This is a genomic window from Streptomyces sp. NPDC001401 (assembly GCF_042895385.1).
Lineage (GTDB): Bacteria > Actinomycetota > Actinomycetes > Streptomycetales > Streptomycetaceae > Streptomyces.
This window is the reverse complement of the sequence record NZ_JBIAWI010000010.1, coordinates 208,508-235,506: the sequence shown is the minus strand read 5'-3', so window position 1 is coordinate 235,506 and position 26,999 is coordinate 208,508. Positions and strand designations below refer to the sequence as shown.

Sequence of the window (26,999 nt, the reverse complement as noted above, 5' to 3'; positions counted from 1 at the left end):
ATGCTCGCCACCGAGTTAGGTATTTGGACCTCCTCCGAGGCACGCGAGCTGGTCGAGCGCCGCGACCCGGGCGGGCTCATCCGTGTCGGCCGACGCCATCGGGGTTGGCGGCAAGGGGACTTGGGAGCACAGATTGGGTGCTCCGCCTCGACCGTGTCGCGGCTTGAAGGGAGCAAGCGGATCACGGACGTTGCGCTTCTACGGGCAGCCGCTGCCGCAGTCGGCGTTCCGCCACCTGTTCTCGCAGCGGCCTGCGGTTTCACCGCCACCGCCATGGCCACCCCCACTAGAGTGGCGCCGGACGCTTCGCGTGATGCCGAGGAGGAGCCGATGCGCCGCCGTACTCTGCTCGCCGCCGCGGGGACGGCCGTGCCCGCCTCCCTGCTCCTGGCCGTTGATGATGCCCTCGCCTGTACCCCTGCTCCCTCAGGGAACGCGGCCCCGCCTGACGCCTGGCTCGCCCGCGCCCGCCGCATGTTCGACGCAGGGCAGCACACGGCCCTGCTCCGTGACCTTCCCGGTCTCCTTGGCGACGCCCACGACGCCGCGCGATCCCGCTCCGACCTCGACCACGCCCGCCTCTCTGCCTGCTACACCCTGGCCACTCAGGTCCTGGTGAAGATCGGCCGGTACGACCGCGCCCGGATCACCGCTGACCGCGCTACAACGTATGCCTCCCTAGCCGGATCTCCGTTGGCCGACGCAGCAGCCGCGCGCGAACTCGCCATCGTCCTCCGCCACCAGGACCAGGCCCCCGCCGCTCAGCGCCTCATCCTGAACGCCGCCGCTGAGGTGGAAGCCACCGGACTGCACACTGACGCACAGGCTGCGGCGTACGCACAGATGCTGTGCACCACGTCGTACACCGCGGCGCGCGCGGGCGACCGCAGTCAGGCACTGGCCATGATCGACGAGGCCCGTCGAGCGGCTCGTCGGCTGCCCGCCATGCCACCCGACGGTCGCCTGTTCCGCATTTCACCGGCCGCAGTCGACCTCTACGCGGTCGGCGTGCACTGGGCCCTGGGAGACGCCGGTGCCGCGCTTGAGGCCGGACGCGGTCTGCGCGCCGAGCTGTTCCCCACAGCCGAGCGGAAGAGCCGGATGCACACGGATCTCGCCCGCGCATGGTGGCAGTGGGGGAAGCCGGAGCAGACCGCCCAGGAGCTGCTCGCCGCGATGCGTGTCAGCCCCGGAGAGGTCCGCGACCGGCCAGCGATTCGAGAGGTGGTCAGCTCGCTTCGCTCACGCCACCCGCATGCGGCAGGTGTACGGGAACTGACTCTTGCAGTTGGTTCCTGAGCCGTTTGACGACCTCAGACTGGTTCCCTGATATCCGGGCGTGCGCCGAAGGCACGGCGACAACGCGGGTGGGAGATCGGCCAGTCCGCCGCTTCTTCGACGGTACGCACTGTGCCGCCTGCCTTGTCGAGGTCCTGATGGCTTGTCCACCCGCACCCGGCGCCGTCGAACACCTCCACGTGTTGCACGCCTGCCTCGCGTACCCGGTTGAGGGTGCCTGCGTTGTACGCGACGGCCGACTTGGCGAGCGTCGCTGCCTCCGCCCACGCCCGCACCGGCATCCGCGCACCGTTGCGGTAGATGACGTACGTCAGCTGGTGTTCGGCGGCGAGCCGGTCGGCGAGAGCTTTGGCGGCCTGCAGGGCAGTGGTGTGGCCGGCGGCCAGCAGGGGCACCTCGCGGCGCGCAGCGTCCCGTATGGCCCGGTAGAACGCCGCGGCCATGCGCTGCTCCTCCTCGGAGCGGCGTAGGAAGTCGGCGTAGGAGTCGGACGCCAGCGACTGCAGGGCGTCTGTGTGGATGAGCGTCCACGAGAAGTGCCCGCCGACCGCCTGGGCCGCTGCCCGCGCGCCCTCTTCGTACAGGTGAGGCAGCTGCCGGGCGACGAACGCGCGGGCTTCGGCGTCGACGCGCCGCTGGAAGTCGGTGATGGCGGCCTGGAACTGGGCAAGGCGGTCGGCGACCATCCGGGAGCGGGCGTTGTCACCGATCGCGGCGAGCACGGCGGCCTGCTGATCGGCGAGGCGCTGCCAGGCGTCCTCCAGCACCGCGGCGACGCGCGCCGCCACGGTCTCGGCGTCACCGGGCGTCAGCGGCGGGAATTCGTACGCCACTACCGCCACCAGCGGTGGTGCCGACGGCGAGCGGACTGCAGCGGGGCGATGACGAGGGTATCCCCGCCGTTTGGCTCATCGGGCGCAGTCGCATCCTGCACGGAAGCGATCTGCCGCTCCAGCCCGGTGAGGTTGTTGCTCTGGTCGAGGGTGGCGACACCGTTGACGGTCAGCTGCAGGGGCTCGGCGAGCAGCTTGGCACGTCGCTCGTTCAGCACTTCCAGGGCCACAGCTCTGGCCGAGCCGAGCCGCGCGTAGCGGGTCTGCAGGTCGGCCTGGCCGGTGTCGGGGCCGAGCTGCGCCAGGAGCCAGGCAAGGACAGCGGAGTCCACAGGCAGGGTCCTTCCGGATCGCGGCGCGGCCCGGCACCCCCGCCGCATTGGGGTGCCGGGCCGGGCCTGGCTGGGTTATTGCTCGTCGGCCTGCTTGCGGGCCCGGGTCCGGGCGGGCTTCGCCTCCGACTCCGGCTTCGCCTCCGACTCCGGCTCCGGCTCCGGCTCCGGGGCGGGATCAGGCTCGGGGGTGAGCTCCGGTTCGGGGGTGGGCTCCGGTTCAGGACCGGGATCGGGGGTGCCATCGCCGGCGTCCCCCTCGCCCTCCTCGTCGTCCTCGTCCGGCTCCCAGGCGTCCGGGTTCGTGATGACCTCGGCCAGGTCCTCGTCCGGCTCGTCGCCGGGCTCAAGGATCAGCCACTCGTTCGTCTTCGGGTGCCGCACGTGCACCGCTGCCGCCAGTCGCCGCCCCATGTCACAGCACCTTCGCGGTGATGTGGCAGTCCGGGCCGTACAACACCGGCATGGCCACGGCCGCGCCCTTGGTCCAGATCTGCACCGGGTCGTCCTGGCCGCCGCTGGTGATGATCAGGCCGGGGGCGTCCTCGCGGGTGATCTGCGGGTTGCCGCCCCGCGACAGGATCAGCGACTCCGCCGTGGTGCCGTACAGGGTCTGCCCCCACTTCGCCCGGTCCGGCGGCAGCATCACCCACCGGTCGTCCGGCAGGCACTTGGTGGAGGTGCCGTCCACGCGGACCTGCGCCCGGTACAGGGTGATCGGCGGCAGGCCGTAGTTGTCACGGACCACGTTGATCTGCTGCGGTGTCAGCGACGCGGTGGGCGTGGTCGACGGGTTCACCGACCCGTAGTAGGCAGCCCGGTAGGCGTTGTTGCCCGCCAGGTATGAGTACACGCGCCGCGAGGTGATGACCATCTCGGGCATGGGCGCGCTGATGGAGTCCAGGTAGGAGATCCAGCCCAGCTCGTCCGCGATCGGGTCGGACGTCGGGTCGGACCACACCTTCGGCGCAGTCGGCATGTTCGCGGCCGGAACGCTGAAGTCGACGTCGAGCGTGAGCCCGTTCTCCGCCGCCAGTGAGAACTTGCCGTCGGTGAGGACATCGCCGGCGGCTAGCTCCAGACGGGAGTTGATGGCCTCGACGTGCCGCTCCACGTCGTCGTACAGCAGCTGCTCCAAGCGGGAGGCGTCCGCGCCACGGGCCGCCTCCTGCAGCAGCAGCTCGACCTCACCGACCATCAGCTTCTGGCCGAGGGAGGGCAGCATGCCCTGCGTGGACGTCTGCCACGCCTGCCGGTCCGCGAACGGCACCGAGGCGTCGAAGCTGCGGTACTTCGCGGCGTTGACGTAGCGTCCGGTGTTCTTGATCCGCCACATGACGTCCTGCACCGACACCTTGGCGAACACCGTCTGGGTGAGCAGGAAGTCGGCCGGGGTGGGGATGTAGCGGGCGAACGTGGTCAGGTCCGCCGTCGTGACGTCCTTGATCAGGTCCTGAACAGTCATCGTCGGGGCTCCTTACACGAACCGGATCTGGCAGGAGGCGGACGGGGCGACCGCGGCGACGACGATCGGCAGCTTCGCCGTCCTCACCGAGCCGTGCCACAGCAGCGCGGCCGGGACCTTCGTCTGCGACGGCGCGAATAGCACCTCGGCGAACACGAACCCGGCAAGGTTCTGTCGGCCGTCCGTGGCGCCCGTGGAGTAGAGGCCGTACAGGCCGGAAGCGGTGATCTTGCCGACGGGGATGCCGGACAGGAACCGCGAGTAGGGGATGGTCGTGTCGGTCGACGGCACGTAGTGGGTGCCGGACGTGAAGGTGGACATGTCGAGGGTGATGGAGTCGACCGAGTCGGTGCCGTGTCGGCTGGCGAGCCAGGACCGGTCGGCCGTCAGGTTCTGGGTGGTGGTGACCGGCTGAACGGTCATGAATCCTCCCGTGGACGCGACGAAGCGTGTGATCGTCCGCTCACCGGCTGGTGGCGTCGTCCACGAGAGGGAGGGGGCGTGGTCCCCGCAGATCCGGCCTTAACCCGCCGGTGGGAGGTTCAGCTGCCAGTCAGGAAGCCGCGCTGGCGGGCCATGTCGGCGCCGTGCTGGCCGGGCTTGGGCAAGTTGGCGCCGCGGGGCGGGGGCCCGCCGGCGGGTGAGCCACCGGGCGCAGCGGGTGGCACGGTGGCGGTGGTGGTGCCGAACAGCTCGGGCCTGCGCGCCTTCAGGGCTGCAGCAGCTTCGGCGATGGCGTCCTCGTCGGCGTCCTCCTCGACGACCAGGAGCAGTTCCGCGTCCCTCAGGTCGTCGCCGGTCGCGCCGAGCGCCACCAGGGCGGCGCGGCGTACGGCGGCGCGCTCCCGGGCGATGGCCTGCGCCTCGCGTGCGGCTGCTGCAGTGGCAGCGTCAGCGGCGGCTTGCTCGCGGCGTTCGATCTCCGACAGCTGCGCGGCCTGCGCGTCACGCTGCTGCTGCACGAACGTCGTCAGGTCATCGGTCTTGGTGAACCCCAGCTGCTCGACGAGCCGCCGGATCGCGGCGCGTTCGCCTTGCTGCTTCTCTCGGGCCAGCAGCCGGTTCAGGGCGTCCTGGTCCAGCGGCTGCGCTGGCGGCGCCGGGTCCGGGGTCGGGCCGGGCGGCAGCTGCTGGTTGGACGGGTCGGTGGGGTCGGCGCCCAGGACCGGGAAGATGGGACGGCCGTCGCGTCGGTGACCGATGGGGGTGTGCGGGTCAGGCAGCGGGCGGGCCATGGTGAGTCGTCCTCCAACAGCAGCGCCCCCGCACCGTCGTTCAGTGTAGTCACAGCACGCTGACCACCTGCCAGCCCTATGCTGCGGCCATGGCGAACACACCGTCCATCGACTGGTGGAACAAGCAACTGCCTCCCGAAGATCGCGCGCTGGGATTCGTGGACCATGCGATGGACCAAGTCGAAGGGTTGCTTGACTACATCACCGGGCCCCCCACGACGCCGTGGGTCGTTCGGGTGGCCTGCATCGAGTCGTTCTGGGTCAACGTGCGCTTGCTCACCGAGTTCTTGGTGAAACTCACCAACGACACGAGGAACTGTGATGCGCGGGCCTTTGCGCCTACCTGGACGAAGCCGACCGGCGACACCGCCCAGCGGTTGCTGAACGACTGGAACACCGCGAGCGCATACGTAATGCACATGGGCAAGGAGCGCGCACCCGCGGATCTGGCAGACATCACACCGGTGACGGACGAAGGCCTGCGGCAGACGGCATATGACTGCCGCACCGTGTACGAGGACTTCATCGAAGCTCTCCGCCAGTCCGTGGCCGACTCGGAGCAGGCGTAGCCTGGCCAGTCGCTCGGAGTGCGGCATTACCTCGGTGCGGGCCCGGTCGGGTTGACCTTGTCGGCAGGGGGTGTGGTCGGCGAGGCGGGCTGGCCGGTGATGAGCGGCACCGGCGGCACGCCCGGGTCGGCCTCGGGCAGGCCCAGGTATTCGCGCACGGTCGCGTTGTCGCCGGTCGCGTCCGCGAGGCGGGCGGCCTGGTCGAAGGCCCGCTTCTGGATGCGTTCGATCTCCTCGGCGACGTCCTCGATCGGGTACCCGGCTTCCTGCAGCATCCGCACCGCGGTCTCCAGAGAGAACACGCCCGCCGCGTAGCCCGCCGTGACGTCGTTGAGAACGGTGGTGCGGTCGGTGGGTGTGTGCGCGCCCCACACCAGGCTTGCGGGCAGCGACTCGCCGGCGGGCCACTCCTGCCCGGCCTGGTGCAGGCGCTGCACCATGCGCAGCAGCAGCTGGTACTTGTGGTTGCGGGCCAGACGCATCGCGCCGACCAGGGAGTCCAGCGGGCCGAGAGCGAGCTGCAGCGCGTACCCGGACGGCACCTGCGCGGGGTCGAGGCTTCCGAGCCCGGCCGTGGTCAGGCGGGTGTTCGCGGCGAGCCGGTCAAGCAAGTGGTCGATGCGCTGGCGGAGTTCGGCGAGCTGCGCGGAGGTGTCCAACGTGTCCATGCGGCCCGTGTCGGACAGTTGCCACACCGTCCCGGCCTCGACCCGTACCGGTAGCGGCTGACCGGTGGAGCGGTCGATGGGCAACCGCGCGCCGGCGAGAGCGACGATCGGTGTGCCGGTGGTTGCGGAGGCGGAGGCGCTGTCGGTGTCTGTGGCGGCCAGCTCATCCAGCAACTGCAGCACGGTCGCCAGCGTCGACTTGCCCCAGTGCTCGCCTACATCAGGGATCGTGTTCGGGATGTGCACCACTGGGATGAAGTCGCACATCAGGTCGAGTCGGTCGAGGACCTGGCCGTCGGAGCGCACCCGGTAGGCAGCCTTGTCGGCGGGCAGGGAGAACACGTCGTGGGCGCGTCCGAGGTCTTCCAGCAGCCATTCGGCGTCGGTGAGGTAGCACGTCGTCGACGAGGGCTTGCCCGGCGCCCACGGGTAGGCGCGGTTCACTGTGCCAGTGACCGGGTCGAGGGTGTCGCCCACGGTCAGTACCGGGTCGCCTTCAGCACCGACGACCACTTCACGGATGGCGCGGCCGTCGTCGGTTCGGCCGGGCGCGGTAGCTGCGCCGATCGGGCCGAGCTCGTACGTGATACGCCGCACGCGGGCTTTCAGACCGCGCACCGGATCGGCGGGCAGCTCCCACGCGAAGTGCACGCGGGAGGGGTATTCGGCGGAGTCCTGCTCGCCCTCGTCCCACTCAGGGAAGTAGAAGCCGGGGTCGTAGGTGCGTAGCAGCGCCCGCCGCTTGGACGGCTCCCACGCCAGGGTGTAGACACCGTCGCCGCAGCGGACCGAGCACCGCTCGGCCTGCTGGATGCGCAGCGACAGCAGCTCCTTCTCCGCCCAGTCGCGCAGCCGCGCCTGCAGGTCGGCCGCCAAAAGGGCGTCGGCGGGCGGCTTGTCCTGGTCGGCGTGGTCGGCGCCGGGCACCACGATGGTCTGCTCGGCGCCCAGCAGATAGCCGAGGGTGGTGTCGATGAGCTTGGACGAGTCGCCCAACTCACGCCGCTCCATGCCCTGTTGGTCGCCAGTGAAGGCCGCGAACTGCCCGGCCTGGTTGGAGTCGTAGGCGGCGAGCACCTTGTAGGCGGCCAGACGGCGCAGATCCTCTGCGGGCACCCACGAGTTGTTCAGCTCGGGGAACGCGTGGTGGCCAGGTCGGTTCGGGTCGACCATGGCTGGCTTGTAGTTGAGCCACGACCAGGCGTCGATCAGCAGTTCGCGCAGCCTCACGGGTGCCCCTCCAGGCGTGCAAGGCCCCGCGCCTTCAGCCAGCTTAGAGGCAGCGTGCGATCACGGACCCGATGCTGCGGCCTTGCGCTGCTCGTCCTCGATGTCGAGGCGCCGCATCAGGAAGCTGGCGATGACTAGCATCTCGTCGGCCTCGTCGCGGTCGTCCTTCTCATCCGGCCCGTGGCTGCGGGGGTTGCGCAGCGCGAGCATCGCGCCTTTGAACAGCAACTGCATGCCGTTCTGCTCGCTCTCCAGCGAGCCTCCCGTGGACCGAGTCACCATGATCCTCGGTGCCGGTTTGCCCAGCGCAAAGCCCATCAGCTTCTCGCCGACCTCATTGACGCCGACCAGCGTCTGCACGCGGTGCTCGACCGCCTGGAAGGCGCTCCTCACCGCGTCGAGGTAGAAGCCGCCGCTGTATCGCTCGGCAGCCACCTTCGCAATCAGCGGGTGCAGGGTGCTGGTGACGGACATGGTCTCCGGCTCCGCGGCGGCTGGCACTGCTACCGGCACGGGAGCAAGGACGAATTCCTGTTGGCGGTTTGAGAAGGGTCGGTTGTCGGCCTCTGTCCGCGCCGGCCCCACTACTTGCTCTCGGATTCGCCAGTAGTCATCCAGACGGCGCACATCAGCGAACTGCCGAATGCCCCGGTCGAAGTGCAGCGACCAATGCAGTTCCTGCACGTTGCTGCCGCCGCCACGAAAGCAGGGCTCATGCAGCCCGAGCGCGGCTGCGGCGAACGCGACCTCCCTGGTGAGCAGCTGCGGGTCGATCCCCTCGTCCCTCAGGTCTCCAGGCTGCAGGAATGGCTGAACGCCGGGCTCCGCGGGCCGCCAGTGGGGCTCAATTGCAGCCGCCGTCCGCACCATGCTGAGGAACACACTGATGGCGGGACCGGTACCGGTGCAGTTCGCAGCGCCAGCGATGGTCAGGGAGAGTTCCTGCGTGCCCTGCGGCAACCGGGAGATGTCTGGGTCAAGTCCACGCAGCAGCGCCGGGCACAGTTGCTGCACGACCTCTTCGAAGACCAGGCCCGCCGCGTACAGCTCCCGATCGATCTCGTCAAAGCTCGGCCAACGATAGTGGTTGCCGAAGTACGTCCAGATCATTTCGAGCAGGCGGTGGCCTTCTTCACCCGTGGGGCGCGGCATTCCCTCCGGCGCGATGGTCCGAACGATCACGTGCTGTCCCCCAAGCGTCCGATCCTGAACGATGCCCGCAGGCTACTACTGCAGCAGCTCGGCGAGTTCGGCTACTGGTGGGGGTCGTCGGCGCAGCCGTGCATCCACATCGCGTACCGCAGGCCCTGCTGCTCCGAGCGCGGCTTGCGGTCCCACACCGCTTGGCACAACTCGTCCGAGGGCGTCTTGCCCGTCTCCAGCATCACCTGCCGCGCCTCCCGGCCCGCCTTCAAGGCGGCGTCCAGGCGGGCCTGCGCGGAGGCTTTGATCTGCTCCGAAGTCGGCGCTGCGGGCGCCGCGTTCGAGGCGGGCCACAGCAGGATCAGCCCGGCGACAACGGCCGCGCAGACGATGCTCGCGGCGGCGACTTTCCCCCTGATCGACATGGGCCGAGAGGGTAGCAGCCGGGTCCTGGCTGTGCCGTTGGCCTTTATGGGGCCGTTCCCGGGGGTCATCGGCGTCCGCCGAGGCGGTCGTCGTGGATGTGTCCTGCGACGGCGGCGAGCTGGTCGGGGTCGGCGAGTTCGGTCAGTCCGTGCACCGCGGCGTCCATACGGTCGGGGCTGTCCATGCCCACGACCCAGGTGACCATCTGGTCCTCCAGGGCGACGTGGGCGCCGACGTGGTGGACCAGGCCCTGTTCGTACAGCTGGGCGATCGGCTCGGCGCGCAGGCGCTTGCCCACCTTGGCTGCGACTTCGAGCACTCGGGGCATGAGCTGGCCAACGGTGGTGCCTTCGCGGCGCAGCTGCTCCCACGCCTGGGAGAGGACCTGGCGGGCCATGTCCCCGCCGTAGTTCGACTCGACCACGATCGCGTCCGCCCGTAGTGCCAGGGCGAGGCGGCAGGCAGTGAGGCCCCAGTCGTTGGCGCCCATGCTCCCGGAGCGATCCTCGAGGACGTACAGGTGGCCGTCGTAGCCGCGGGCTGCGCCGATGATGCCGGTCTCGTCGCCGATGGCGGACTCTCCGCCGGCGGGGTCGACGGCGACGATGACGCGCGCCATGTCGAGGCCGCCGAACTGGACGGTGGTGATGCGGTGGTCGTTGATCCAGGCGCGCTGCCACACGCCGCCCTCCGGGGGACGCGGCTTCTGCTGGTAGAGCGCGGCCCACACGCGTTCGCCGACGCGGCGGCGGGTGGTGGCGTGGTGCTCGGCGTCGAAGCGTTCGGGCCACAGGGGCTCGCCGATGGCCCGGCCGAGGGGGTCTTCGTCGCTGTCGGCGAGCGCGGGCAGGTCGATGATCTTCCACTCGTTGGCCTGCGCGTCGGCGAGGATGCGGCCGGCCAGGTCGTCCTCGTTCCAGCGGGTCTGGATAACGCAGATCGCCCCGTCGGGTTCGAGGCGGGTCTGCAGGACGGACTGCCACCACTCCCACGTTTTGCGGCGCATGCTGGGCGAGTCGGCGGACGCCATGTCCTGCACGGGGTCGTCGACCAGGGCGATGGTGGCGCCCTTGCCGGTGAGGCTGCCGCCGATACCGGCTGCGACAAGGCCGCCCTGGCGGCCTGCGATGTCGAACCGCATCGCGGCCCGGCTGCTGGGGTTGAGATGGATGCCGAGCTCGTCGCCCCACGCCTCGATGGCATCTCGGATCCAGCGGGAGTGCTCCTCGGCGAGGTCACCGGAGTACGAGGCGATCATGACGCGGCGGTCGGGGTGCTGGCGCAGGTACCACAGGGGCGCCCAGCGGGAGGCCCGGCGGCTCTTGCCGTGACGCGGCGGCATCGTGATCATCACGCGGTCAGCGCGGCCCTCGGCCATGTCGATCCACGCCTGGTCGATCAGGTGGAGGTGGCGGGCCTGCATCTCGCGGCGCTCGGTGAGCACGGCGGCCAGCGCACCGGGCGAGGCGTCCATGGCGATGGAGCGTTCGATGCGGGCGAGCTGGGCGCGCAGTTCCGGGGAGGCCTGCGCGGCCATGGCGCGGCGCACGGCCGGCGGCTTACTGCGGTAGGCGGCCAGCAGCTTAGCTTCGCGCTCGCTGCTACTCGTCGGAGCCATGCGCGGCCTCCTCCGATATGCCGATGAGGGCTTCGAGTTCGTCGAGCGCGACCGTGGTCAGCTCGCTGCCGGTGGCGGGCGGGGTGACGATCTCGGTCTTGGACGGCTTGTCGAGGCCGTTCATGCGGGCCCGGCGCTCCATGATCCGTAGAGCCCGGTCGATGGCGGGCAGGTCGCCGTCCTTGACGGCCTGCCGGTAGGCGACGAAGAACAGGCGGTCCAGGCGCAGGTTCTCCACGGCGCGCAGTTCGTCGGCCTTCTCGTCCTGCTCGGTGGTGCGCTCCTTGAGGGCCTGGCGGACGTCCTTGCAGGCGGCGTTGATGAGCTGGTCGTCGCTGGGCGGTTCGAGGCCCTTGTTGTACCGGTCGATGCCGTAGCCCTGCGGATAGGCGATCCGGTCGGAGTTGATAGCGGGATCCGCGGCGAGCTTGCGGCCTACGGTGAGCCAGTCCACGCCGGCCAGGCGTAGGTCGATGGCGTCCGCTCGCCGCCGCGCGATGGCGGCGCGCGCGGCCTTGTCGGGGCGTCCCACCGGCAGGATTCCTCTCGCTGCTGCGCGCCCCCACGCCGAGAAACATGATGGCACCACGGCCCGGCGACCTGACCTGATCGCCGGGCCGCCTGGCCTACGGGAGGGTCAACTGCTGGGGTGCGTCAGGATCGTCTGGCGGTGTCCAGCTGGAGGGCGGGGCGTCGGGTGCTCCCCGATTGGTTCGCAGCCACCATGCGAACTGCCAGTTGCGGCAGGTCCGGTACTTCCACTGACCCCGCCTGTGGGCAGAGGCAGGTATCGAGTGCTCGCCCCATCCGGTGATAGGGCGGGCGTTTTCGAGGGTCACCTGGAGGCCGCGCACCAGAGCGGGGCCTTCCCAGTGGTGGCCTTCGGCGTACTCGAAGGCCAGGTGCGCGTTCTTCGACCAGTCCCAGGGGTGGGGAAGAGCGCACAAGTACCAGGCCAGCGGCGGGTTCTCCGCTGGCAAGGTGGCGCTTTGCTGGGGGGCCTGCGGGTTGAGCTTGTAGCGGTCAGACCAGCCGAACGATTCCAGGCAGTGCCGGTCGAGATTCACGTGGCGAACCCCGGCCAGCCACATGATCAGGTACGGCGCGGCTGCTTTGATACCAACCCTTGCGGGCGGCTGTGGCATTACTTGAATCCCCCCTCTATATGAGACCTAGGGACTTTCCCTTTCTTTCACCAATTTTACCAAATTTTCCACGAGTTGCTTATGGCGGTCATGCCGGAATTCGTTCGGGTACGGCATATTAAATTCCTCACCGAGAGCCTTCTCATAATCGAGACCGGAAAGCCTGAGGGGCTTTTTGCAGACGGCGCGGAGCGTGGCGTTGGAGCGGCCGGCGACGGTCACCTCACCGAAGTACGCCTCCAGTAGCTCGGCCAGCGACTCGGGGGTGTGGAAGCGGATCCGCATCCACTTGCCCTGCATGAACCGCATGTCAACGTTCTCGCCGTCGAGGAACGTCAGGCGCGAGGATTCCCGACTGGTGGAATGCTGCGAGTTCTCGAACGCCTGCTCGGCCAGCAGGTTGCGGGTGCCGATGCACACGGTTCCGTCGGCTGCGCACAGCGCATTCACGGCGGTGAGCACCCAGTGCTGGTAGTCCAGCGACGTGGTGGCGTTGATAACGGAGTCGAGGACCACCATGTCGTACAGGCCGTGCTGGGCAAGCCGCTTCTCGATGGTGCGGATCATCGACACGACGCCCTTGATGTCGACGGCGTATTTGCCGGGCGTGGTGCGGTAGGGCTCGTAGTCGTCTATGAGGTAGCCCTCGGGGCGCAGCTTCTTCGCGTAATCGCCGTGCCCTGCGCCGAAGTCGACCACCCGCATGTCGGGGCGCTGCCGCAGCCGAGGCAGGGCCAGCTTCTCCCACACCTCAGACTTGTAGGCCAGCTTCCCCTTCTTGCGCAGCGAGGTGTACTGGCGTAGCCGCTTGGGCTGCACGATGTGCTGGTTGTAGACGGGAGCCTGGTCCTCCAGGCCGGTCCAGTCGTACACGCCGTACTCGCCGGTGAGGTCGGCGACCAGCTGCGCGGCGTCCAGGGACGGGCAGGTCCAGGCGAGGACGTCGAAATGGTTCTTCGCGGCGACGACCGCGTACTCGGCGTTGAGGGCGATGCGGCCTTGGTCGTCGATGACGACGCTGCCCCACGCGCCGTGCCCGCCGGTCATGAATGAGATGGCCTGTTGGAACGGCTTGTTGCGGGACTCGGAGACCTCGATCGTCTGCCACGGGATCCACGACCACTCGCCGATGGGGCCGGGCTCCGCGTACACGACGCTCGCCTCGGTCTCGACCCTGTTGTGGAGGAGGTTGAACTGGATTTCGTCGGACAGGCGGACCTTGGTGCCCAGCATCACCGCCGGCGTGTGCGTCATGCCGAGCGCGGTCATGGCCTTGGTTCGCTGGTGGCCTGCGACCAGGGTGCCGTCGGCGTTGAGGATGACCGGCTTGACGATGCCGTGCCGACCGATGGACGCCTGCAGCCGCTGGAAGGCCTCTTCGGACAGGTGGCGCGGGTTGTAGTCGGCGGGCCGCAGGTCCTTGAGCGGGTACGCCTCGTAGAAGGTTGTCGTGGGGGCGTCGCTCATACGTCCTCGTTCTCCTCGTCCTCGTCGTCTTCGTCCTCCACACCCTCGTCCTCGTCGGCCTCGCCGGCGGGCTCGTCCTGGCCGAGTGCGGGCTCGACGGCTACGGCCGGGGCCTCGGCGGTCTCGGTGTGGGCCTCCTGCAGCAGGTGCCAGCCGAAGCCGAGGTCGGAACGGGACTCGCCGACGTACTTCTCGTAGATGGCGTTGAGGGTTTCCACCTCGGCCGCGGTGATCTGCACGCGGATGGTGGACCACTGCAGGTAACCCCACTGCAGGTACTCCAGCTTGGCCATGGACCCGGTGCCCGCACCGTCGGAGGGCAGGTCGATAGTGTCGGGCAGAGCCCGGTTGTCGAGGAGCTTGTCCAGGGCGTTCTGGTCGTAGCCGGTGCCGCCGAGGTCGGGCAGGTCCTCCAGGATGTCGGCCAGCAGCTCGCTGTCGTATCCGGCGAGGTCGGAGGTGCGGTTGTCGACGACGACGATGCGGGCCGCGTCCTCGTCGTTGACGTCGACCCACGTCGCGGCGATCTGCTCCCAGCCCAGCTCCTTGGTGGCGGCCCAGGTGTGGTTACCGGCCAGGATCTCGTTGGGGCGGCCGGTGTGCGTGCCGCGGTTGACGACGATGGCCTTGTACTGGCCGTTGACGCGCAGCGATTCGGCGATGGCGTCGACGTCGCCGGTGCGCGGGTTGCGGTAGTACGCCACCAGGTCGTCGATCGGCACCGCAAGCGGCAGCAGCGACTCGGGGATGTGGGCGGGCGCAGCACTCACAGCAGGAGCCCTTCGTGTAGGAGCGTGCCCCCGCGCCCTACGCCCGCCCACCTTAGAGGATCAGGCGCTCAGCAGCTCCAGCTGCTCCTGCGGTTCGGCGTCGGCGTCGGCGTCGGCGTCGGCGGCCAGCTTGCGAGCCGCGCGCAGCAGGTCTCGTGCTCGCGTCTCACCCTTGCCTATGTCGACGGCCCACTGAGGTGCTGTCAGCTTGGGCCGGTCGCCCAGCGCGTCGCGGGTGAGGGCGATCCGCTCCTCCTCGGTGCTGCACGCCTCGTACAGCACCGGCCAGGGTCTGCTGGTGTCCGGCTGCAGCGGGGGCCGCTGCCGCTGCTGGCGCTGCGGCCCGTCTCCATCGGCCGCCTCGTCCTGCTGCTCGGGCTGCTGTTGAGGGTCGGGCTGCTGCTGCTCGCTGTCGTCGGCCTGCTGTTCGGGCTGCTTGCCGGTGCTGTCTGCCGCTGCCGTCAGTGCTTCGGCCGATGCTGGTGCTGTCTCGGGTGCTGCCGCTGGCGCTGCCGCCGCTTCGGCCGGTGCTGCCGCTGCCCCGGGTGCTGCCGCAGGCGCGGACTCGGCCGCCGGTGCTGGTGCTGGCGTGTGCTGCGGTACAGGCTCGGGCTGTGGGAGCAGTAGTGCGCGCAGCTCCTGCATGCCCATCTCCAGGGCGACCATCTGCGCGAGCGGCGCGACGGTGGCGACCGCCCATCCTCCTGCGGTGCGGGGGGCGTTGGAGACGTTGAAGGCCCAGCTGACGAGGGTGAAGCCGACCGTGACCGTCCAGTACGGCCTGGTGGATCGGCGGGCTGCCAGGGCGCGGACGACGCCGATGGAGCCCAGGACGATCCCGCCGTCGACGAGGACGGGGAACATCCACGCGGAGTGCTCGGGGACGGCGTTGTCGACGGCGATGCGGTGCAGGGCCTCGTACGACAGGCGGAAGCCCACGGACTCGAACGCGGCGACTGTGGCAAGGAAGACGGCGGTGACCAGCACTCTGGTCGTCCTGGTGCGGCCGGGTGGCGCCGGCACGGTACGGTACGGATCAGGCACGGGAGGCTCGCTCTCCTGCTGCTTAGGCCCCCGTTGGTGTGTCCTCACCGTCGGGGGCCGTCTCGTTGTTGGGTTGTGCTGCCCACCGTAGCGGTGCTGTTGAGGTGCTGCACGAGCAACAGCAGTGCCACCGGCCGCTGTTGGTGCCGACGGCGGTGGCGGGGCTGGTGCTGGTGCTGGTGCTGGTCGCGGTGCTGCTGTCCGCATGTCAGGCGCTGCTGTCGCCGTCCAGGCCCAGCACCGCTGTATGGGTGCGGATGCGCAGGTACTTCTGGGCCGTGGTGTGCCCGTCCCAGCGAGCGCGGGCGTCGCCGGCGGGGACGCGCTGGACGTGGTCGAACAGCAGCAGGTCGCCGGGCTGGATCGGCCAGGTGAACTGCCAGCCCCCGGCGCGCAGGAACAACCTGTACCAGCCGTCGCCGGCGTCGGGCGCAGGAGCCAGCACGCTGGGGTGGAGGGCGGCGAGCCACGCGGCGAGGTGGTTGCGCTCCCGCAAGGCGGCGTTCATAGCCGCTTCGTGCTCCTCGACCAAGCGGCGCCCCATCGACTCAGCTGCATCCAGAACCTCGTGCGGCTGGATGGGCGCGCCCCAGGTGTCCGTGTCGGGGAAGACGCTCATGTGGTGCTCCTGTCGTCGGCGGGGAGGGCTGCCGCCGTGAGGCGCTGACTGTGCGGGGCGGAGGTGGGCTGGCCGAAGCGGTTGACGCACCGACGGCGGGCGGGGGCCCGGCAGGTGGGGCAGTCGACGTCGAGGACAGGCCGGGCTCCGGCGGCGAGTCGGCGGGTGAGGCCGCCGACCTTGGCGGCCAGGCCCGCCTGGCTGGCAATCAGGTGCTCGACGCCGGCGCGGAGCCGCGCGGCCTCGGCCTGTGAGAGGGCGCGGCGTTCGGTGTGGCCGATCAGGTGCCATATCTGGTCGACGGTCGGCCGGTCCCTCTCGGGGCGGGCCCGAGTCATCGGCCTCGCGCCCTGTCGGCTGCGGTCCAGCGCCGCAGCAGGGTGCGGCGCTGGTGGGGGGTGAGTTGCACAGTCCGGGTGTAGACGGACACGACGAGGGCGGCGGGCACGCACCAGGTGGGCCAGGGGTCCTCGGTGGAGGGCTCCATCTCGCCGACCGGTTCAACGGTGTAGAGGTCGCCGTACCAGTAGCGGGAGGCGTAGTAGCGCGCGTATTCGCGGTCGCTGGTGATGTAGACACGGTCGGGACGGCCGGTGGGCGGGTCGATGGCCTGGCCGTCGCCCGTAGTGGCGGTCAGGCCCTTGGCGCGGGCCTCGCAGACCTTGCAGCCCTTGACCACGTGCGGGGGGTGCGGAGTGATGAGGTCCCCGGGCTTGAGCCCGGGGACGCCTCCGTGGAAGTAGCGCAAGGGGGCCTCGCCTACCGGTTGTTGCAGCCGCAGATGCCCTGCGGAGTGCACCAGCCGTCGCACGAGTTGCACCAGACGGCACCGGGGTACGGCGGGGTGTGCTGCCCAGTGCGCGACTGGCCGTTGACCGCGACAGCAGCCTCTTTGAGCTGGGCGTAGTGCTCGGCCGCGTCAGGGTCGGGGGTGGACTGGTGGGCGGGGGCCATCACGGATCTCCGAAAAGGGGTGGTTGGACGAGGTCGGTCGCGTTCGGCCATGACCTTGTCCAACGGCCCGTAGCGTTCCCTCATGAGCCGTTCGAACAGCACGGGGTCGGCGGCGTGATCGGAGCGGTAGGTAGCGGTCACGTGTCTTCTCCTGAGTACGCGGAACCCGCCCGGCCTGTCGGCTTGGGCGGGTCCATTCGCGGGTGCGTGGAGCGGCGTCCCCGTGTGGCGCCGCATGGGCGGTGCCGGCGTCTGGCGGGTAGGGCGCGGGGGGGTTGCCACCCGCCAGACACCGTTGGGGGATGCCGCATGCCACGGCACTGCTGAGGGGCCGGTTCCGCGGCTGCAGCCGTTCCCGATCAGCGAGCAGAACGTACCACGTTCGAGTGTTGTGGCACATCTATTGGCAGTCGGGGCAGGTGACCTTGCGGTCGCTGCCGTGCTCCAGCCTGTCGACGGTCGGGGCCGGGTAGACGGCACAGGCCGTGGAGAAGTGATTGCGGTCCTCGGCATACCGGGCCGCATGGACAGTGCCGTTGGGCTCGACTGCGCGACGCGGGTACTCGGCGAGGGCGTCGGCGCTGGCCGGGTGCGAATCGGCCTGGTCGGCCCACAGGACGGCGCCGAAGCCGTAGCCGTCCAGGGCGTCGGTGCCGCAGGCGTCGGGCTCGTCGACGAGGAACAGCGCGTCCTGGTTGGCCTTGGTGCGAGCACCGAAGTCGGCGGCCTTCATGCGCCGCCAGTCGAGGCGGCCATTGCTGTCACTCACAGGGGTTCCCTTCGTTGGATGGGGTACGGCCCGCCCTCGGGGCGGGGGGCGGGCCGAATCGAATCAGACCGCGGCCGGGGCGGCGGCCTTCTTGGTCGGCGCCGTCGGCTTGGCGGGGACCTTGCGCCGCGCCGGGGCCTGCTGCTTGGGGGCGGTGGGCTTGGCCTGCGTCCTCTTGGCCGAGGCCTGCGGCTCGGGCGCGGCGGGCTCGGCCTGGGCGGCGAGGCTCTTGTGTTCCGCGTCGGGGTTCAGGGCGATCTCGCGGGCCTCGGCGTGCGCCTTGGCCTGCCGAAGGTTCCAGCGTGCCTTCTGGACCGCGTCGGCCACGCGGTCCAGCTGCTCCATCCGCTTACCGACCTCGCCCTCCAGGGCCAGGGCGAGCTTCATCGGGTCGGCCTTGGCCAGCTCCTCCAGCAGGCCCTGGATCTGCTCGATTCGGTCGATGGTCTTGCGTGTCGCGGCGCGCTCGCGCTGCCGCTCCTCGCGCTCCTCGGGGCTCATGTCCTCCACGAGCATGGCGACCGTCTGGCCCTGCTGCTGCTTGAGCGCGTACGCGAAGTGGACCAGTTCGTTGTCGCCGGCGAAGGCGCCCTTGGCCCACTTCTTCATCACCGCGGCCTGGTTGCCGGGCGTCAGCGCCGCGATCTGGACGGCGGCCTGGGTGCCGATCGCGCCCGAGTTGACGTGCTGTTGGACTTCCTCGGTCAGGTCAAGCAGCGCGAGGCGCAGCATCACGTACTGCGTGGATTTGCCGAACTCCTTGGCGAGGGCCTTCACCTTGGCGGCCTCGTCGTCGGCGTCCTTCCCCGTGGCGCCCTTCTGCTTGGCGTCTTCCTGCTCGGCGTCTTCCTGCTCATCGAGGATCCGGCGGAACGCCTTGGCTTCCTCCATCGGCGTCATGTCGGCGCGGTTGATGTTCTCGGCGACCGACCGCTTGAAACGCTCCAGGACGCTCAGGTCGTCGTCGGTGACGATGCAGTTGATGTGGGTCAGCTCGGCGATCTGGTGGGCGCGCCAGCGGCGCTCGCCCGCGACGATCTCGTAGCCGCTGGCCTCGGCGTCGCGGCGAACCTCGATCGGCTGCATGAGGCCGAACCGCTTGATGGACTCAGCGAGTTCCTGCAAGGCGTTGGGCTCGAAGTATTCGCGCGGCTGACGCTCGTTGCAGTGGATCTCACTGATGGGCAGGGACTGGATCGTCACGGCTTCACTCCAAGAGGCCTGGTGGGGAGGGGGGCGCTTCCCCCCTCCCAGTCCTCTTATTCTAGCTGCATTAGCGATCTTGGGCGACATTTTTTCGGGGAATTTCCGCAGGTCAGAGCATGCGACGAGGCGGGCACCGAGGGGTGCCCGCCTCGTCGAATGTGAGGGTCGTTCAGCTAGCCTGCTCCAGCGCCACCGCGTCGCTGCGCGGCTCGTCATGCGGTTCCCCGTCGACGACCACGGCCAGCGCGCGCAGTGCCGCCGCGGCCTCACCGACACTCAGAGAGCGGCGGCCGGACTGCTCGGCCTCCATCGCGCGTCTCCGAATGCGAGCCGGATCGATCGCCACTGCACTATCCCTCCCCTATAGCGGTCCCCCGCCTTCGATCTCCGCCACCCACCCCGCATCCCCCAAGGCGCCCAGCCCCCACCGGGCGCACACCTGACGGACTACCAGGTGGTATCGGCTGGCTGGACCTCGACAGCGTCGGCGGCGATACCGCTGCCGCTGGCCGGAACGGCCCAAGTAGTGTCCTGGGCGCCATCGCTGCCGCCATCACCGGCCTGAACCGCCCAGGTGGTGTCCTGAGCTTGGATCCGGCCCGGTTCGGCATGCCCCAGCCCCACGCCAACGAGGGCAGTCAGCACGAAAAGGGCGACGATCGAAGTAGCGCGGAGCGCACGATTGATAACCACTTGTTCCCCTGAGGTTTCATGGCCTTAGCTAACCGGGCAGCACTGGAAGACGGCGACTTCCGGCCACAACTGGCCAGCCAAGTTGCCATGTTCGCGCCACGCGCCCGTCATATGACACCATGTAACGGGTGTAATGGAAATGCAAGGCGAGTCCTCACCGTACTTTCACCAGACCTACAAGTCGGGGGTTGGAAAGGTGCCACAAGTTCCCGACCTGCCGGATCTGTCCGATGACATGGCGGCCGTCTATCAGCGCATACTGCATGGCGAGTCAGTGCCGCTTGGGACACCCGGGTTGGCTGAACTGCTGGCCGGCGGCCTAGTGGTAGCAAATCGCCTTGCAGGCCGGGACACCTACAACGCCATCGATCCGAGGTATGCAGCATTGCAGGTGACGCGACAGATCCATGCCCAAATAGCCGCTCTTTCGACATACACGGGCGCTCTGCCGGATTTGCTTGCCGCTCTCCAGGACCAATTCGAGGCGGCCAGACCACCGCACGACTCAATCCAGCACCTCAAGGGCCGTCATGTGATCAACGAGCACATCGACCAGGAGCACAAGGCTATCCGCGCCGAGATCCTCACCGCGCAACCTGGCCAACGCACCCGTGAGGATTTGGAGTACTCCTACGACCGCGACCGCGGTGCTCTTGAACAGGGCCTGTCCATGCGGACGCTGTACCACAGCTCAGTACGCCGCGTGCCCACGGTCGGCGACTGGGCCAAGGCCATAGCTGCTGCCGGAGGCGAGATCCGCACATTCAACGGCCGTTTCCCCCGCAGCATCATCTTCGACCGCCGCGTGGCCTTCGTTCCTGTGCACACCAGTGAGGACGAACCTCCCACAGACGAAGCCGTCAAGATCAGCGACCCACTGGTCGTTGCGCGGATCGCCTACTCCTTCGAGCTGTTCTGGGAGCGCGCCGAACCGTGGTACGGCGGAAGCCGCGGCGAGGAGGTGGGCCTCATGACGACACCCACCCAGCGGGCAATCCTGCGCGAGCTGTGCCTGGGGCGCACACAGGCACAGGCCGCAAAGAACCTCGGGATCGGCCCGGCCTGGATCAACGAGCAGCTGGGCCAGCTTCGCAGGAAGCTCGGCGTGCAGACCCTGAACGAGGTCATCTACTGGTGGGCGACATCGCCCGACCACGAGTTGCAGGACTGACACGGCCAGCGCACCCGTCTATGCGGCAAGTTCGGTGTGCCAAGACAGCGTGACTCGATCGTCCACATCACGCACCCCGCGCGCACGCGCGGGGTGGACCTGCACCTTCTGCAGCATCAGCACGACCAGGGACCTCTTGGATCGGTACGGGGCGTGCTCCCACCAGCGCGCCAAGTCCTCGACGCCGCCGAGCGGCACATACACCGCCTGCTCCAAGTACCGCAGCCGCGCCCGGCTGCTCTTCAGGCTGTCCCCGATACGCCGGTCGGCGGCGACGAAGGCGGTCCGCGAGAGCTGCCCCTTCTCATACGGCTCGGCAAGCTCGGCTCGCGACTTCTCCAGTTCCTTGATCCGATCGCGCACCTGGTCGGCCTCGGCCGCCATGCGCGCGCGGGCCGCCTCCAGCGAGGCCTGTGCACCCGGGCGCGCCAGCTCACCTAGAACGTGCTCGGCGACGTAATCCTCAAGCAGCGACGCGGTGACGCGGACCTTGCCGCATCCACCACGCCCCTCGAAGTTGGTCGGGCAACGGTAGGACGGCGTGCCCGCGCTCGTGCGACCACCGGTCAACTGCTGCGCGCACTGGCCGCATTCACCGAGGCCGCCCGTAAGCAGGTACTCGTAGTCGTCCTCGCGGGGCTGGCCACTTCGGCGGCTACCGAGCCGGCTGGGTCGGTTCTCCTGGAGCCACACGAACTCCTCAGGTTCGATCAGCCTCTCTCGGCCGGTCTCGCGCAGCTCGCCGGTCTCAGGGTCCCGCTCCAGGCCGGCGATCGCCGGATTGTCCAGCAGACGGCCGAGCGTCATGGTGGTCCACTCGCCGCCCATCGTCCCCCGGTGGCCCTCTGCCGTCATCCAGGCCGCAGCCTCGGCCTGCGTCTGTCCGGCCCGGATGCGACCAACCGCCTCACGTACGACTTGCCGCTCCTCAACGCGGACGCGCGTCAGCGCCTGGTTGTCGAAGCCGTACAAGCGCGGCATGCCACGTTCCCCATCACTCAGCGGCCCGCGGTCCATCGTGCCGCAGCGGGCCAATCCCCAACGCCTCCCACAGGGCGGCCGTCGGTATGCGAATCGTGCTGCCCATAGTCAGCGTCCGCACAGGGAACTGTCCCGCCTTGATCAGGTCATACGCCTTGTTGTGACCAATACCCAACGCGCGGGCTGCAGTCACGACGTTGACCGTTGCAGGCAGGGTCAGTACCTCTTCCAGGCTCATCCCGCGGTGGTCGGCCGGCGGAGTGCTCGTCGTCGCCATGTTCGTTGTCGCGTTCTCCCCCGCGCCAACCTGCGCACACCATACACGGGCAAAGGAGGGCTGTCCCGAGCAACATCGGTAACAATGAGCGCATCAAGTGATAAGCGAGCGTGGGGGTGGCTAAGTGTTCGAGGAAAAGACGTTCAAACGGTGCGCCTGCAAGGGGCCGTTGACGGACGAGGACGGTAAACCCGTCCTCGACGACGATGGCAACCAGAAGATCGGCTACCTGGAGCGCGCCTGCCCCCGACTCAAGGAACGCACCCACGGCTCGTGGTACTACCAAATCGAACTGGAGCGCGACGGTACTGGTAAACGCAAGCGGGCCCGCGAGGGCGGCTTCGCTACGCAGACCGAGGCCGCCGCCAAGGCCGAGGAAGTCTGGCGGGCCTCCAAGGCCGGGGTGAACGTCCTGTCGGACGAGACCGTCGCCGAGTTCCTGGCCCGCTGGCTGAAGAAGAAAAGGACCGAGCTGAAGCGGACCACCGCCCACGAGTACGAACGCGACATCGACCTGTACCTGGTACCGCACCTGGGCGCGCTCAAGATGCGGGACCTGCGTGCCCGCCACTGCCAGGGCCTGTTCGACTGGATCATCACCGACAACGAGCGCCGCGGGGAGCACCGGACCAAGGTCGCCGAACTCAAGGAGGCCGCCGACGCGGCGTCCGCCGCGTGGCGCGTGGCGCCGACCGGCACGCCGGAAGAGAAGGCCGAGCGGGCACGCTGTCGAGGGGTGTGGACAGCGGCCCGCGACGAGTACCTGGCCCAGCGGAAGAAGCTGAAGCGCATCACCGGCCCCGCGACCATGGTCAGCATCAAGGCCACCCTGTCCTCGGCGCTTGGCGACGCACTGAAGGAGGAGCTGATCGCCAAGAACTACGCGGCGCTCGTGACACTCCCAAAGGTGACCAAGCCGCGCGCGCTCGCTTGGACCGCTCCGCGCGTCGCCCGCTGGAAGCGCACCGGGGAGAAGCCGTCTCCAGTGATGGTGTGGACCCTGCAGCAGACGGCCGAGTTCCTGGACTTCATCGTCGCCGACCGCCACTTCCCCGCCTGGCACCTGGTCCTGTTCCATGGCCTGCGCCGCGGCGAGCTGGCCGCGCTCGCCTGGGACGAGGTGGACCTGGCCGAGGAGGTCATCCACATCACCGAGCAGCTGGTGTCGATCTCGTATGAGGTCCACGAGGACGACCCGAAGGCCGACAGCGTCCGGGACATCAAGCTCAACCGGGACTCGGTGATGCTGCTGAAGGCGTGGCACAAGAAGCAGGCCGCCGAGCGCCAGGAATGGGCGGAGGCCGGCGTGCCTGCGAACTCCGGCAACCGGATCTTCACCAAGGAGGACGGCTCGGCATACCACCCGCAGTTCTTCACCGACCGCTGGGACCGGCTGGTGGAGCTGTCCGGGCTGCCGCCGATCCGCCTCCACGACGGCCGCCACGAGGCGGCGAGCCTGGCGCTGGCCGCCGGCGTCGCCCCGAAGGCCGTGCAGGCGATGCTCGGGCACGCGTCCATGCGGATGACGACCGACACCTACCAGACGGTCCTGCCCGAGATGCACGCCGCGACCGCCTCGGCCTCCCTGGACCTCATCACCGCGTTCCGGAAGGCGGAGAAGGCGGAGAAGAAGACCGGGAAGAAGGCCGGAAAGAAGGCGAAGAAGAAGACCAAGCCACAGGCCAAGAAGGCGGCCTGACGGGACCTGGGACCAGTCTCGTCCGCGCACGGGCCCCAGCGTGGCCCCATCGAGGCACTTTCAAGATCGATAAAGGCACTGGTTTAAACCATCTAGTGATCAAGGAAAGCATAAAGGGCCAGGTCAGAAGCTATGACCTGGCCCTTTTCTGCGGAGCCGCCTTCGGGATTCGAACCCGAGACCTACGCATTACGAGTGCGTTGCTCTGGCCATCTGAGCTAAGGCGGCGCGCCGTCCGCACTATGGTGCGATCAGCAACGTCGGTAAGTCTACACAGTTTCGAGGGGTGCTCCGAACCAGCCCCGGGTGGTGGATCCGCGGGGCTGGTGACAGGGCTACGAGCAGCGCTTTCCCGTTGTCGGAGGGGTTCCGCGGAGCAGGTATGCGTCGATCGTGGAGTCGATGCAGGTGCTGCCGCGGCCGAAGGCGGTGTGGCCGTCGCCCTCGTAGGTGAGGAGGCGGGCCGAGGTGAGCTGGCGGGACAGGGACTGGGCCCAGCGGTACGGGGTCGCCGGGTCGCGGGTGGTGCCGACCACGACGATCGGGGCCGCGCCCTTCGCCTTGATGCGGTGCGGTGCGCCGGTGGGCTGCACCGGCCAGTACGCGCAGTTCAGGGAGGCCCAGGCGAGGCCCCTGCCGAAGACCGGGGATGCCTTCTCGAAGGACGGGAGCGCCTTCTCCACCTGTTCGGGGCCGGCGAAGGCACCCGGGAGGTCCAGGCAGTTCACGGCGGCGTTGGCGGACATCAGGTTCGTGTAGCGGCCGCCCGCGTCGCGCTCGTAGTAGCTGTCGGAGAGGACGAGCAGGCCCGCGCCGTCCTTCTCCTTCATCGCCGAGGTCAGCGCCTGGCGCAGCTGCGCCCATGCTCCCTGGTCGTACATCGCCGCGATCACGCCGGTGGTGGCGAGAGCCTCGCCGAGCTTGCGGCCGTCGGCGTCGCCGGTGGGGATGGGGTGCGCGTCCAGCTTCTTGAAGAAGGCGCTGAGGTTGTCGCCGACCTGGGCGGGCGTGGTGCCCTTGCGGCCGAGCGGGCAGTCGGAATGCCGCACGCAGTCCTTCGCGAAGGACTGGAACGCCGTCTCGAATCCCGCAGTCTGGTCCCGGTTCAACTGGCGGCTGCTCAGCGAGGGGTCCATCGCGCCGTCCAGCACGAGCCGGCCCACCCGGTCCGGGAAGAGTCCGGCGTACGTGGCCCCGAGGAACGTCCCGTACGACGCCCCCACATACGTCAGCTTCGAGTCCCCCAGCGCCGCCCGCAGGATGTCCATGTCGCGGGCCGCCTCGACGGTGGAGACGTGCCGCAGCAGCTCCGCCGAGTGCTTCCCGCAGCCCTCCGCGAAGTTCCGGTACGCGTCGACGAGTTCGTTCGTCTCCTTCTGGTTGTCGGGCGTGGTGTCCGTCTGTGTGTACGTGTCCATCTGCCGCCCGTCGAGGCATTCGACGGGCTCGCTGCGGGCGACGCCGCGCGGATCGACCGCGACCATGTCGTAGCGGGCGCGGACCTTCGCCGGGTAGCCGATACCGGCGTACTGCTGCAGGTACCCGATCGCCGAGCCGCCCGGCCCGCCCGGGTTCACCAGCAGTGAACCGAGCGGCTTGCCCTTGCCCGTGGCTTTCTTGCGGGCCACGGCGAGCCGTACGTCCCCGGCGTCCGGCCTGGCGTAGTCGAGCGGTGCCTTCATCGTGGCGCACTCGAAGCCCGGGACACCGCAGGTGCGCCAGCTCAGCTTCTGCCCGTAGTACGGCGAGAGAGCGGACGGTGTCGACTGCGGCAGCGCGGCCAGCACCGCCTCCGCCGCATTGCCGCCGGTGCTCGCGGTGCCTCCGGAGGAGCAGGCGGAGACGAGCAGCGCGGCCGCGGCGAGGAGGGTGGCTGCGGTTCTGGGACGACAGGGACGGGAGCTGCGCCTGATGTACATCACGCGAGCGTAACTCTGCGCAGTGGTCCAGGTGCTGTCCGTGCACACCGTGGCCCGTATGAATTACGCCGTCAACTTCCCGTTGATCACCGGGCCGGTCAGCCCGCTCTGAGCGCCATCGTCATCGCCTCCACCGCCAGCAGCGGGGCCACATTGCGGTCAAGGGCCTCGCGGCAGGCGGCGATCGCCTCGATACGGCGGAGGGTGGACTCGGGCGAGCTGCCGCGGGCAAGGCGCTCCAGGGTGTCCTCGGCGTCCGCGTTGGCGATGGCCACACGGGTGCCGAGCTGGAGGGCCAGGACGTCGCGATAGAAGCCGGTGAGGTCGGTCAGGGCGAGGTCGAGGCTGTCGCGCTGCGTACGCGTTCTGCGCCGCTTCTGCTTGTCCTCCAGGTCCTTCATCACGCCCGCCGTGCCGCGCGGCATCCGGCCGCCCTGGGACGCACCCATGGCCGCCTTCAGCTCCTCGGTCTCCTTGCCGTCCCGCTCCTCGGCGAGCTGTTTGGCGTCCTCGGCGGCCGCGTCGACGAGCTCCTGGGCGGCCTTGAGGCAGCCGCCGACGTCCTCGACGCGGAGCGGGAGCTTCAGCACGGCGGAGCGGCGCTCGCGGGCGGCCGGGTCGGTGGCCAGGCGGCGGGCCCGGTCGACATGCCCCTGCGTGGCGCGCGCCGCCGCGGCGGCCACGGGCGGTTCGATGCCTTCGCGCCGTACGAGCATGTCGGCGACGGCGTCCACCGAAGGTGTGAGCAGGTTCAGATGCCGGCAACGGGAACGGATCGTGGGCAGGACGTCCTCGATGGAGGGCGCGCAGAGCATCCAGACCGTACGCGGGGCGGGCTCCTCCACCGCCTTCAGCACAGCGTTGGCCGACTTCTCGTTCAGCCGCTCGGCGTCCTCGACGAGGATGACCTGCCAGCGGCCGTTGGCCGGCGACGTGAAGGACTTGCGGACGGTGTCGCGCATGTCGTCGGCGAGGATCTGCGTGCCGACGGCGGCGACGGTCGTGACGTCCGCGTGCGTGCCGACGAGGGCGGTGTGGCATCCGTCGCAGAACCCGCAGCCCGGGACTCCGCCGAGCGCACGGTCGGGACTGATGCACTGCAGCGCTGCGGCGAACGCCCGCGCCGCCTGGGTGCGCCCCGCCCCCGGCGGCCCCGTGAACAGCCAGGCGTGCGTCATCTTCGACGCCTCGGGCGGCGGTGCATCGGTGGCGGCCGCGGTGACCAGCGCATCGGCGTCCCGGGCAGCGGCGCCGAGCTGCTCGGCCACCTTCTCCTGGCCGACGAGGTCGTCCCAGACAGTCATGCGCTCACCCCGCCCTTTCGTCACGTTTCACGTTGCGGGATCCATTGTGCGGGGCGGCACTGACAACGGCGGACGAGCAACCGGTGCCGCCCGGCCGGGAAGGCCGGGCCGGCCAGATCCACGCCCCGGCGCGAAAGCGCAGAGCAACGAGCCTGCCGGCCTC

General features: G+C 69.3%; 31 protein-coding genes and 1 tRNA gene. 4 read left to right on the top strand and 28 right to left on the bottom strand.

The window, feature by feature from the left end:
* Complete coding sequence (locus tag ACFY10_RS30750) at positions 1 to 1,299, top strand: helix-turn-helix domain-containing protein (RefSeq protein ID WP_390668456.1); 1,299 nt, start codon at positions 1 to 3, stop codon at positions 1,297 to 1,299.
* Between the two features lie 14 nt (positions 1,300 to 1,313).
* On the opposite strand, the gene ACFY10_RS30745 is transcribed toward ACFY10_RS30750, so the two are convergent.
* From ACFY10_RS30745 to ACFY10_RS30720, 6 genes are all read right to left on the bottom strand, one after another.
* On the bottom strand, positions 1,314 to 2,132 hold the full coding sequence (locus ACFY10_RS30745; RefSeq protein ID WP_390668455.1) for a hypothetical protein: 819 nt from the start codon (positions 2,130 to 2,132) through the stop codon (positions 1,314 to 1,316).
* Complete coding sequence (locus ACFY10_RS30740; RefSeq protein ID WP_390668454.1) at positions 2,132 to 2,464, bottom strand: hypothetical protein; 333 nt, start codon at positions 2,462 to 2,464, stop codon at positions 2,132 to 2,134. The genes ACFY10_RS30745 and ACFY10_RS30740 overlap by 1 nt, the downstream gene beginning before the upstream one ends.
* 75 nt (positions 2,465 to 2,539) lie before the next feature.
* Positions 2,540 to 2,878: a hypothetical protein gene (locus tag ACFY10_RS30735; RefSeq protein ID WP_390668453.1), complete on the bottom strand. Its 339-nt coding sequence runs from the start codon at positions 2,876 to 2,878 to the stop codon at positions 2,540 to 2,542.
* A 1-nt stretch (position 2,879) separates the two neighbouring features.
* Entirely contained in the window at positions 2,880 to 3,929 is a 1,050-nt protein-coding gene (locus ACFY10_RS30730) for a major capsid protein (RefSeq protein ID WP_390668452.1), read from the bottom strand.
* A gap of 12 nt (positions 3,930 to 3,941) precedes the next feature.
* Entirely contained in the window at positions 3,942 to 4,352 is a 411-nt protein-coding gene (locus tag ACFY10_RS30725; RefSeq protein WP_390668451.1) for a head decoration protein, read from the bottom strand.
* A gap of 119 nt (positions 4,353 to 4,471) precedes the next feature.
* Positions 4,472 to 5,164 (bottom strand): hypothetical protein, encoded by a 693-nt coding sequence (locus ACFY10_RS30720; protein ID WP_390668450.1) that lies wholly within the window; start codon positions 5,162 to 5,164, stop codon positions 4,472 to 4,474.
* An 89-nt stretch (positions 5,165 to 5,253) separates the two neighbouring features.
* Between ACFY10_RS30720 and ACFY10_RS30715 the strand changes: the two genes are divergently transcribed.
* Complete coding sequence (locus ACFY10_RS30715; protein WP_390668449.1) at positions 5,254 to 5,733, top strand: hypothetical protein; 480 nt, start codon at positions 5,254 to 5,256, stop codon at positions 5,731 to 5,733.
* 26 nt (positions 5,734 to 5,759) lie between these two features.
* Here the strand turns inward: ACFY10_RS30715 and ACFY10_RS30710 are convergent, their stop codons facing one another.
* The 17 genes from ACFY10_RS30710 to ACFY10_RS30630 form a co-directional block, all read right to left on the bottom strand.
* Complete coding sequence (locus ACFY10_RS30710; protein WP_390668448.1) at positions 5,760 to 7,631, bottom strand: hypothetical protein; 1,872 nt, start codon at positions 7,629 to 7,631, stop codon at positions 5,760 to 5,762.
* A 60-nt stretch (positions 7,632 to 7,691) separates the two neighbouring features.
* A complete protein-coding gene (locus ACFY10_RS30705) occupies positions 7,692 to 8,813 on the bottom strand; it encodes a TIGR02391 family protein (RefSeq protein ID WP_390668447.1) in 1,122 nt (373 codons plus the stop codon).
* A 71-nt stretch (positions 8,814 to 8,884) separates the two neighbouring features.
* A complete protein-coding gene (locus ACFY10_RS30700) occupies positions 8,885 to 9,199 on the bottom strand; it encodes a hypothetical protein (RefSeq protein WP_390668446.1) in 315 nt (104 codons plus the stop codon).
* Between the two features lie 65 nt (positions 9,200 to 9,264).
* Positions 9,265 to 10,818, bottom strand: a complete 1,554-nt coding sequence (locus ACFY10_RS30695) for a terminase large subunit domain-containing protein (RefSeq protein WP_390668445.1) — start codon at positions 10,816 to 10,818, stop codon at positions 9,265 to 9,267.
* Entirely contained in the window at positions 10,802 to 11,350 is a 549-nt protein-coding gene (locus ACFY10_RS30690) for a hypothetical protein (RefSeq protein ID WP_390668444.1), read from the bottom strand. The genes ACFY10_RS30695 and ACFY10_RS30690 overlap by 17 nt, the downstream gene beginning before the upstream one ends.
* A 94-nt stretch (positions 11,351 to 11,444) precedes the next feature.
* A complete protein-coding gene (locus tag ACFY10_RS30685) occupies positions 11,445 to 11,963 on the bottom strand; it encodes a hypothetical protein (protein WP_390668443.1) in 519 nt (172 codons plus the stop codon).
* Between the two features lie 27 nt (positions 11,964 to 11,990).
* A complete protein-coding gene (locus ACFY10_RS30680; RefSeq protein ID WP_390668442.1) occupies positions 11,991 to 13,430 on the bottom strand; it encodes a ParB N-terminal domain-containing protein in 1,440 nt (479 codons plus the stop codon).
* Positions 13,427 to 14,200 carry a ParB/RepB/Spo0J family partition protein gene (locus tag ACFY10_RS30675; protein WP_390668441.1) on the bottom strand — a complete coding sequence of 258 codons (774 nt, stop codon included), beginning with the start codon at positions 14,198 to 14,200 and terminating at the stop codon, positions 13,427 to 13,429. Before ACFY10_RS30675 ends, ACFY10_RS30680 begins: the two co-directional genes overlap by 4 nt.
* A 60-nt stretch (positions 14,201 to 14,260) precedes the next feature.
* The gene (locus ACFY10_RS30670; RefSeq protein ID WP_390668440.1) at positions 14,261 to 15,244 is read right to left on the bottom strand and encodes a DUF2637 domain-containing protein; all 984 of its coding nucleotides are present in this window, start codon (positions 15,242 to 15,244) and stop codon (positions 14,261 to 14,263) included.
* Between the two features lie 208 nt (positions 15,245 to 15,452).
* Positions 15,453 to 15,863, bottom strand: a complete 411-nt coding sequence (locus ACFY10_RS30665; RefSeq protein ID WP_390668439.1) for a hypothetical protein — start codon at positions 15,861 to 15,863, stop codon at positions 15,453 to 15,455.
* Positions 15,860 to 16,201: a hypothetical protein gene (locus ACFY10_RS30660; protein WP_390668438.1), complete on the bottom strand. Its 342-nt coding sequence runs from the start codon at positions 16,199 to 16,201 to the stop codon at positions 15,860 to 15,862. Before ACFY10_RS30660 ends, ACFY10_RS30665 begins: the two co-directional genes overlap by 4 nt.
* Positions 16,198 to 16,611: a hypothetical protein gene (locus tag ACFY10_RS30655; RefSeq protein ID WP_390668437.1), complete on the bottom strand. Its 414-nt coding sequence runs from the start codon at positions 16,609 to 16,611 to the stop codon at positions 16,198 to 16,200. Before ACFY10_RS30655 ends, ACFY10_RS30660 begins: the two co-directional genes overlap by 4 nt.
* A gap of 11 nt (positions 16,612 to 16,622) precedes the next feature.
* On the bottom strand, positions 16,623 to 16,958 hold the full coding sequence (locus ACFY10_RS30650) for a hypothetical protein (protein WP_390668436.1): 336 nt from the start codon (positions 16,956 to 16,958) through the stop codon (positions 16,623 to 16,625).
* 259 nt (positions 16,959 to 17,217) lie between these two features.
* Positions 17,218 to 17,586, bottom strand: a complete 369-nt coding sequence (locus ACFY10_RS30645; protein WP_390668435.1) for a hypothetical protein — start codon at positions 17,584 to 17,586, stop codon at positions 17,218 to 17,220.
* Positions 17,587 to 17,649: 63 nt separating this feature from the next.
* Positions 17,650 to 18,789, bottom strand: a complete 1,140-nt coding sequence (locus tag ACFY10_RS30640) for a ParB/RepB/Spo0J family partition protein (protein ID WP_390668434.1) — start codon at positions 18,787 to 18,789, stop codon at positions 17,650 to 17,652.
* 172 nt (positions 18,790 to 18,961) lie between these two features.
* A complete protein-coding gene (locus ACFY10_RS30635) occupies positions 18,962 to 19,138 on the bottom strand; it encodes a hypothetical protein (protein WP_390668433.1) in 177 nt (58 codons plus the stop codon).
* A gap of 101 nt (positions 19,139 to 19,239) precedes the next feature.
* Entirely contained in the window at positions 19,240 to 19,485 is a 246-nt protein-coding gene (locus ACFY10_RS30630; protein ID WP_390668432.1) for a hypothetical protein, read from the bottom strand.
* Positions 19,486 to 19,624: 139 nt separating this feature from the next.
* Between ACFY10_RS30630 and ACFY10_RS30625 the strand changes: the two genes are divergently transcribed.
* Positions 19,625 to 20,656 (top strand): hypothetical protein, encoded by a 1,032-nt coding sequence (locus ACFY10_RS30625; RefSeq protein WP_390668431.1) that lies wholly within the window; start codon positions 19,625 to 19,627, stop codon positions 20,654 to 20,656.
* An 18-nt stretch (positions 20,657 to 20,674) separates the two neighbouring features.
* On the opposite strand, the gene ACFY10_RS30620 is transcribed toward ACFY10_RS30625, so the two are convergent.
* Together ACFY10_RS30620 and ACFY10_RS30615 are read right to left on the bottom strand one after the other, a co-directional pair.
* Positions 20,675 to 21,628 carry a recombinase zinc beta ribbon domain-containing protein gene (locus ACFY10_RS30620; RefSeq protein WP_390668430.1) on the bottom strand — a complete coding sequence of 318 codons (954 nt, stop codon included), beginning with the start codon at positions 21,626 to 21,628 and terminating at the stop codon, positions 20,675 to 20,677.
* A 22-nt stretch (positions 21,629 to 21,650) separates the two neighbouring features.
* Positions 21,651 to 21,875 carry a DNA-binding protein gene (locus ACFY10_RS30615; RefSeq protein ID WP_390668429.1) on the bottom strand — a complete coding sequence of 75 codons (225 nt, stop codon included), beginning with the start codon at positions 21,873 to 21,875 and terminating at the stop codon, positions 21,651 to 21,653.
* 208 nt (positions 21,876 to 22,083) lie between these two features.
* Between ACFY10_RS30615 and ACFY10_RS30610 the strand changes: the two genes are divergently transcribed.
* On the top strand, positions 22,084 to 23,613 hold the full coding sequence (locus tag ACFY10_RS30610; protein WP_390668428.1) for a tyrosine-type recombinase/integrase: 1,530 nt from the start codon (positions 22,084 to 22,086) through the stop codon (positions 23,611 to 23,613).
* A 154-nt stretch (positions 23,614 to 23,767) separates the two neighbouring features.
* Here the strand turns inward: ACFY10_RS30610 and ACFY10_RS30605 are convergent.
* From ACFY10_RS30605 to ACFY10_RS30595, 3 genes are all read right to left on the bottom strand, one after another.
* A tRNA-Thr gene (locus ACFY10_RS30605) sits at positions 23,768 to 23,841 on the bottom strand.
* 107 nt (positions 23,842 to 23,948) lie between these two features.
* Positions 23,949 to 25,532 (bottom strand): alpha/beta hydrolase, encoded by a 1,584-nt coding sequence (locus ACFY10_RS30600; protein ID WP_390668427.1) that lies wholly within the window; start codon positions 25,530 to 25,532, stop codon positions 23,949 to 23,951.
* A 98-nt stretch (positions 25,533 to 25,630) separates the two neighbouring features.
* Complete coding sequence (locus ACFY10_RS30595; protein WP_390668426.1) at positions 25,631 to 26,836, bottom strand: DNA polymerase III subunit delta'; 1,206 nt, start codon at positions 26,834 to 26,836, stop codon at positions 25,631 to 25,633.
* Between the last annotated feature and the right edge of the window lie 163 nt (positions 26,837 to 26,999).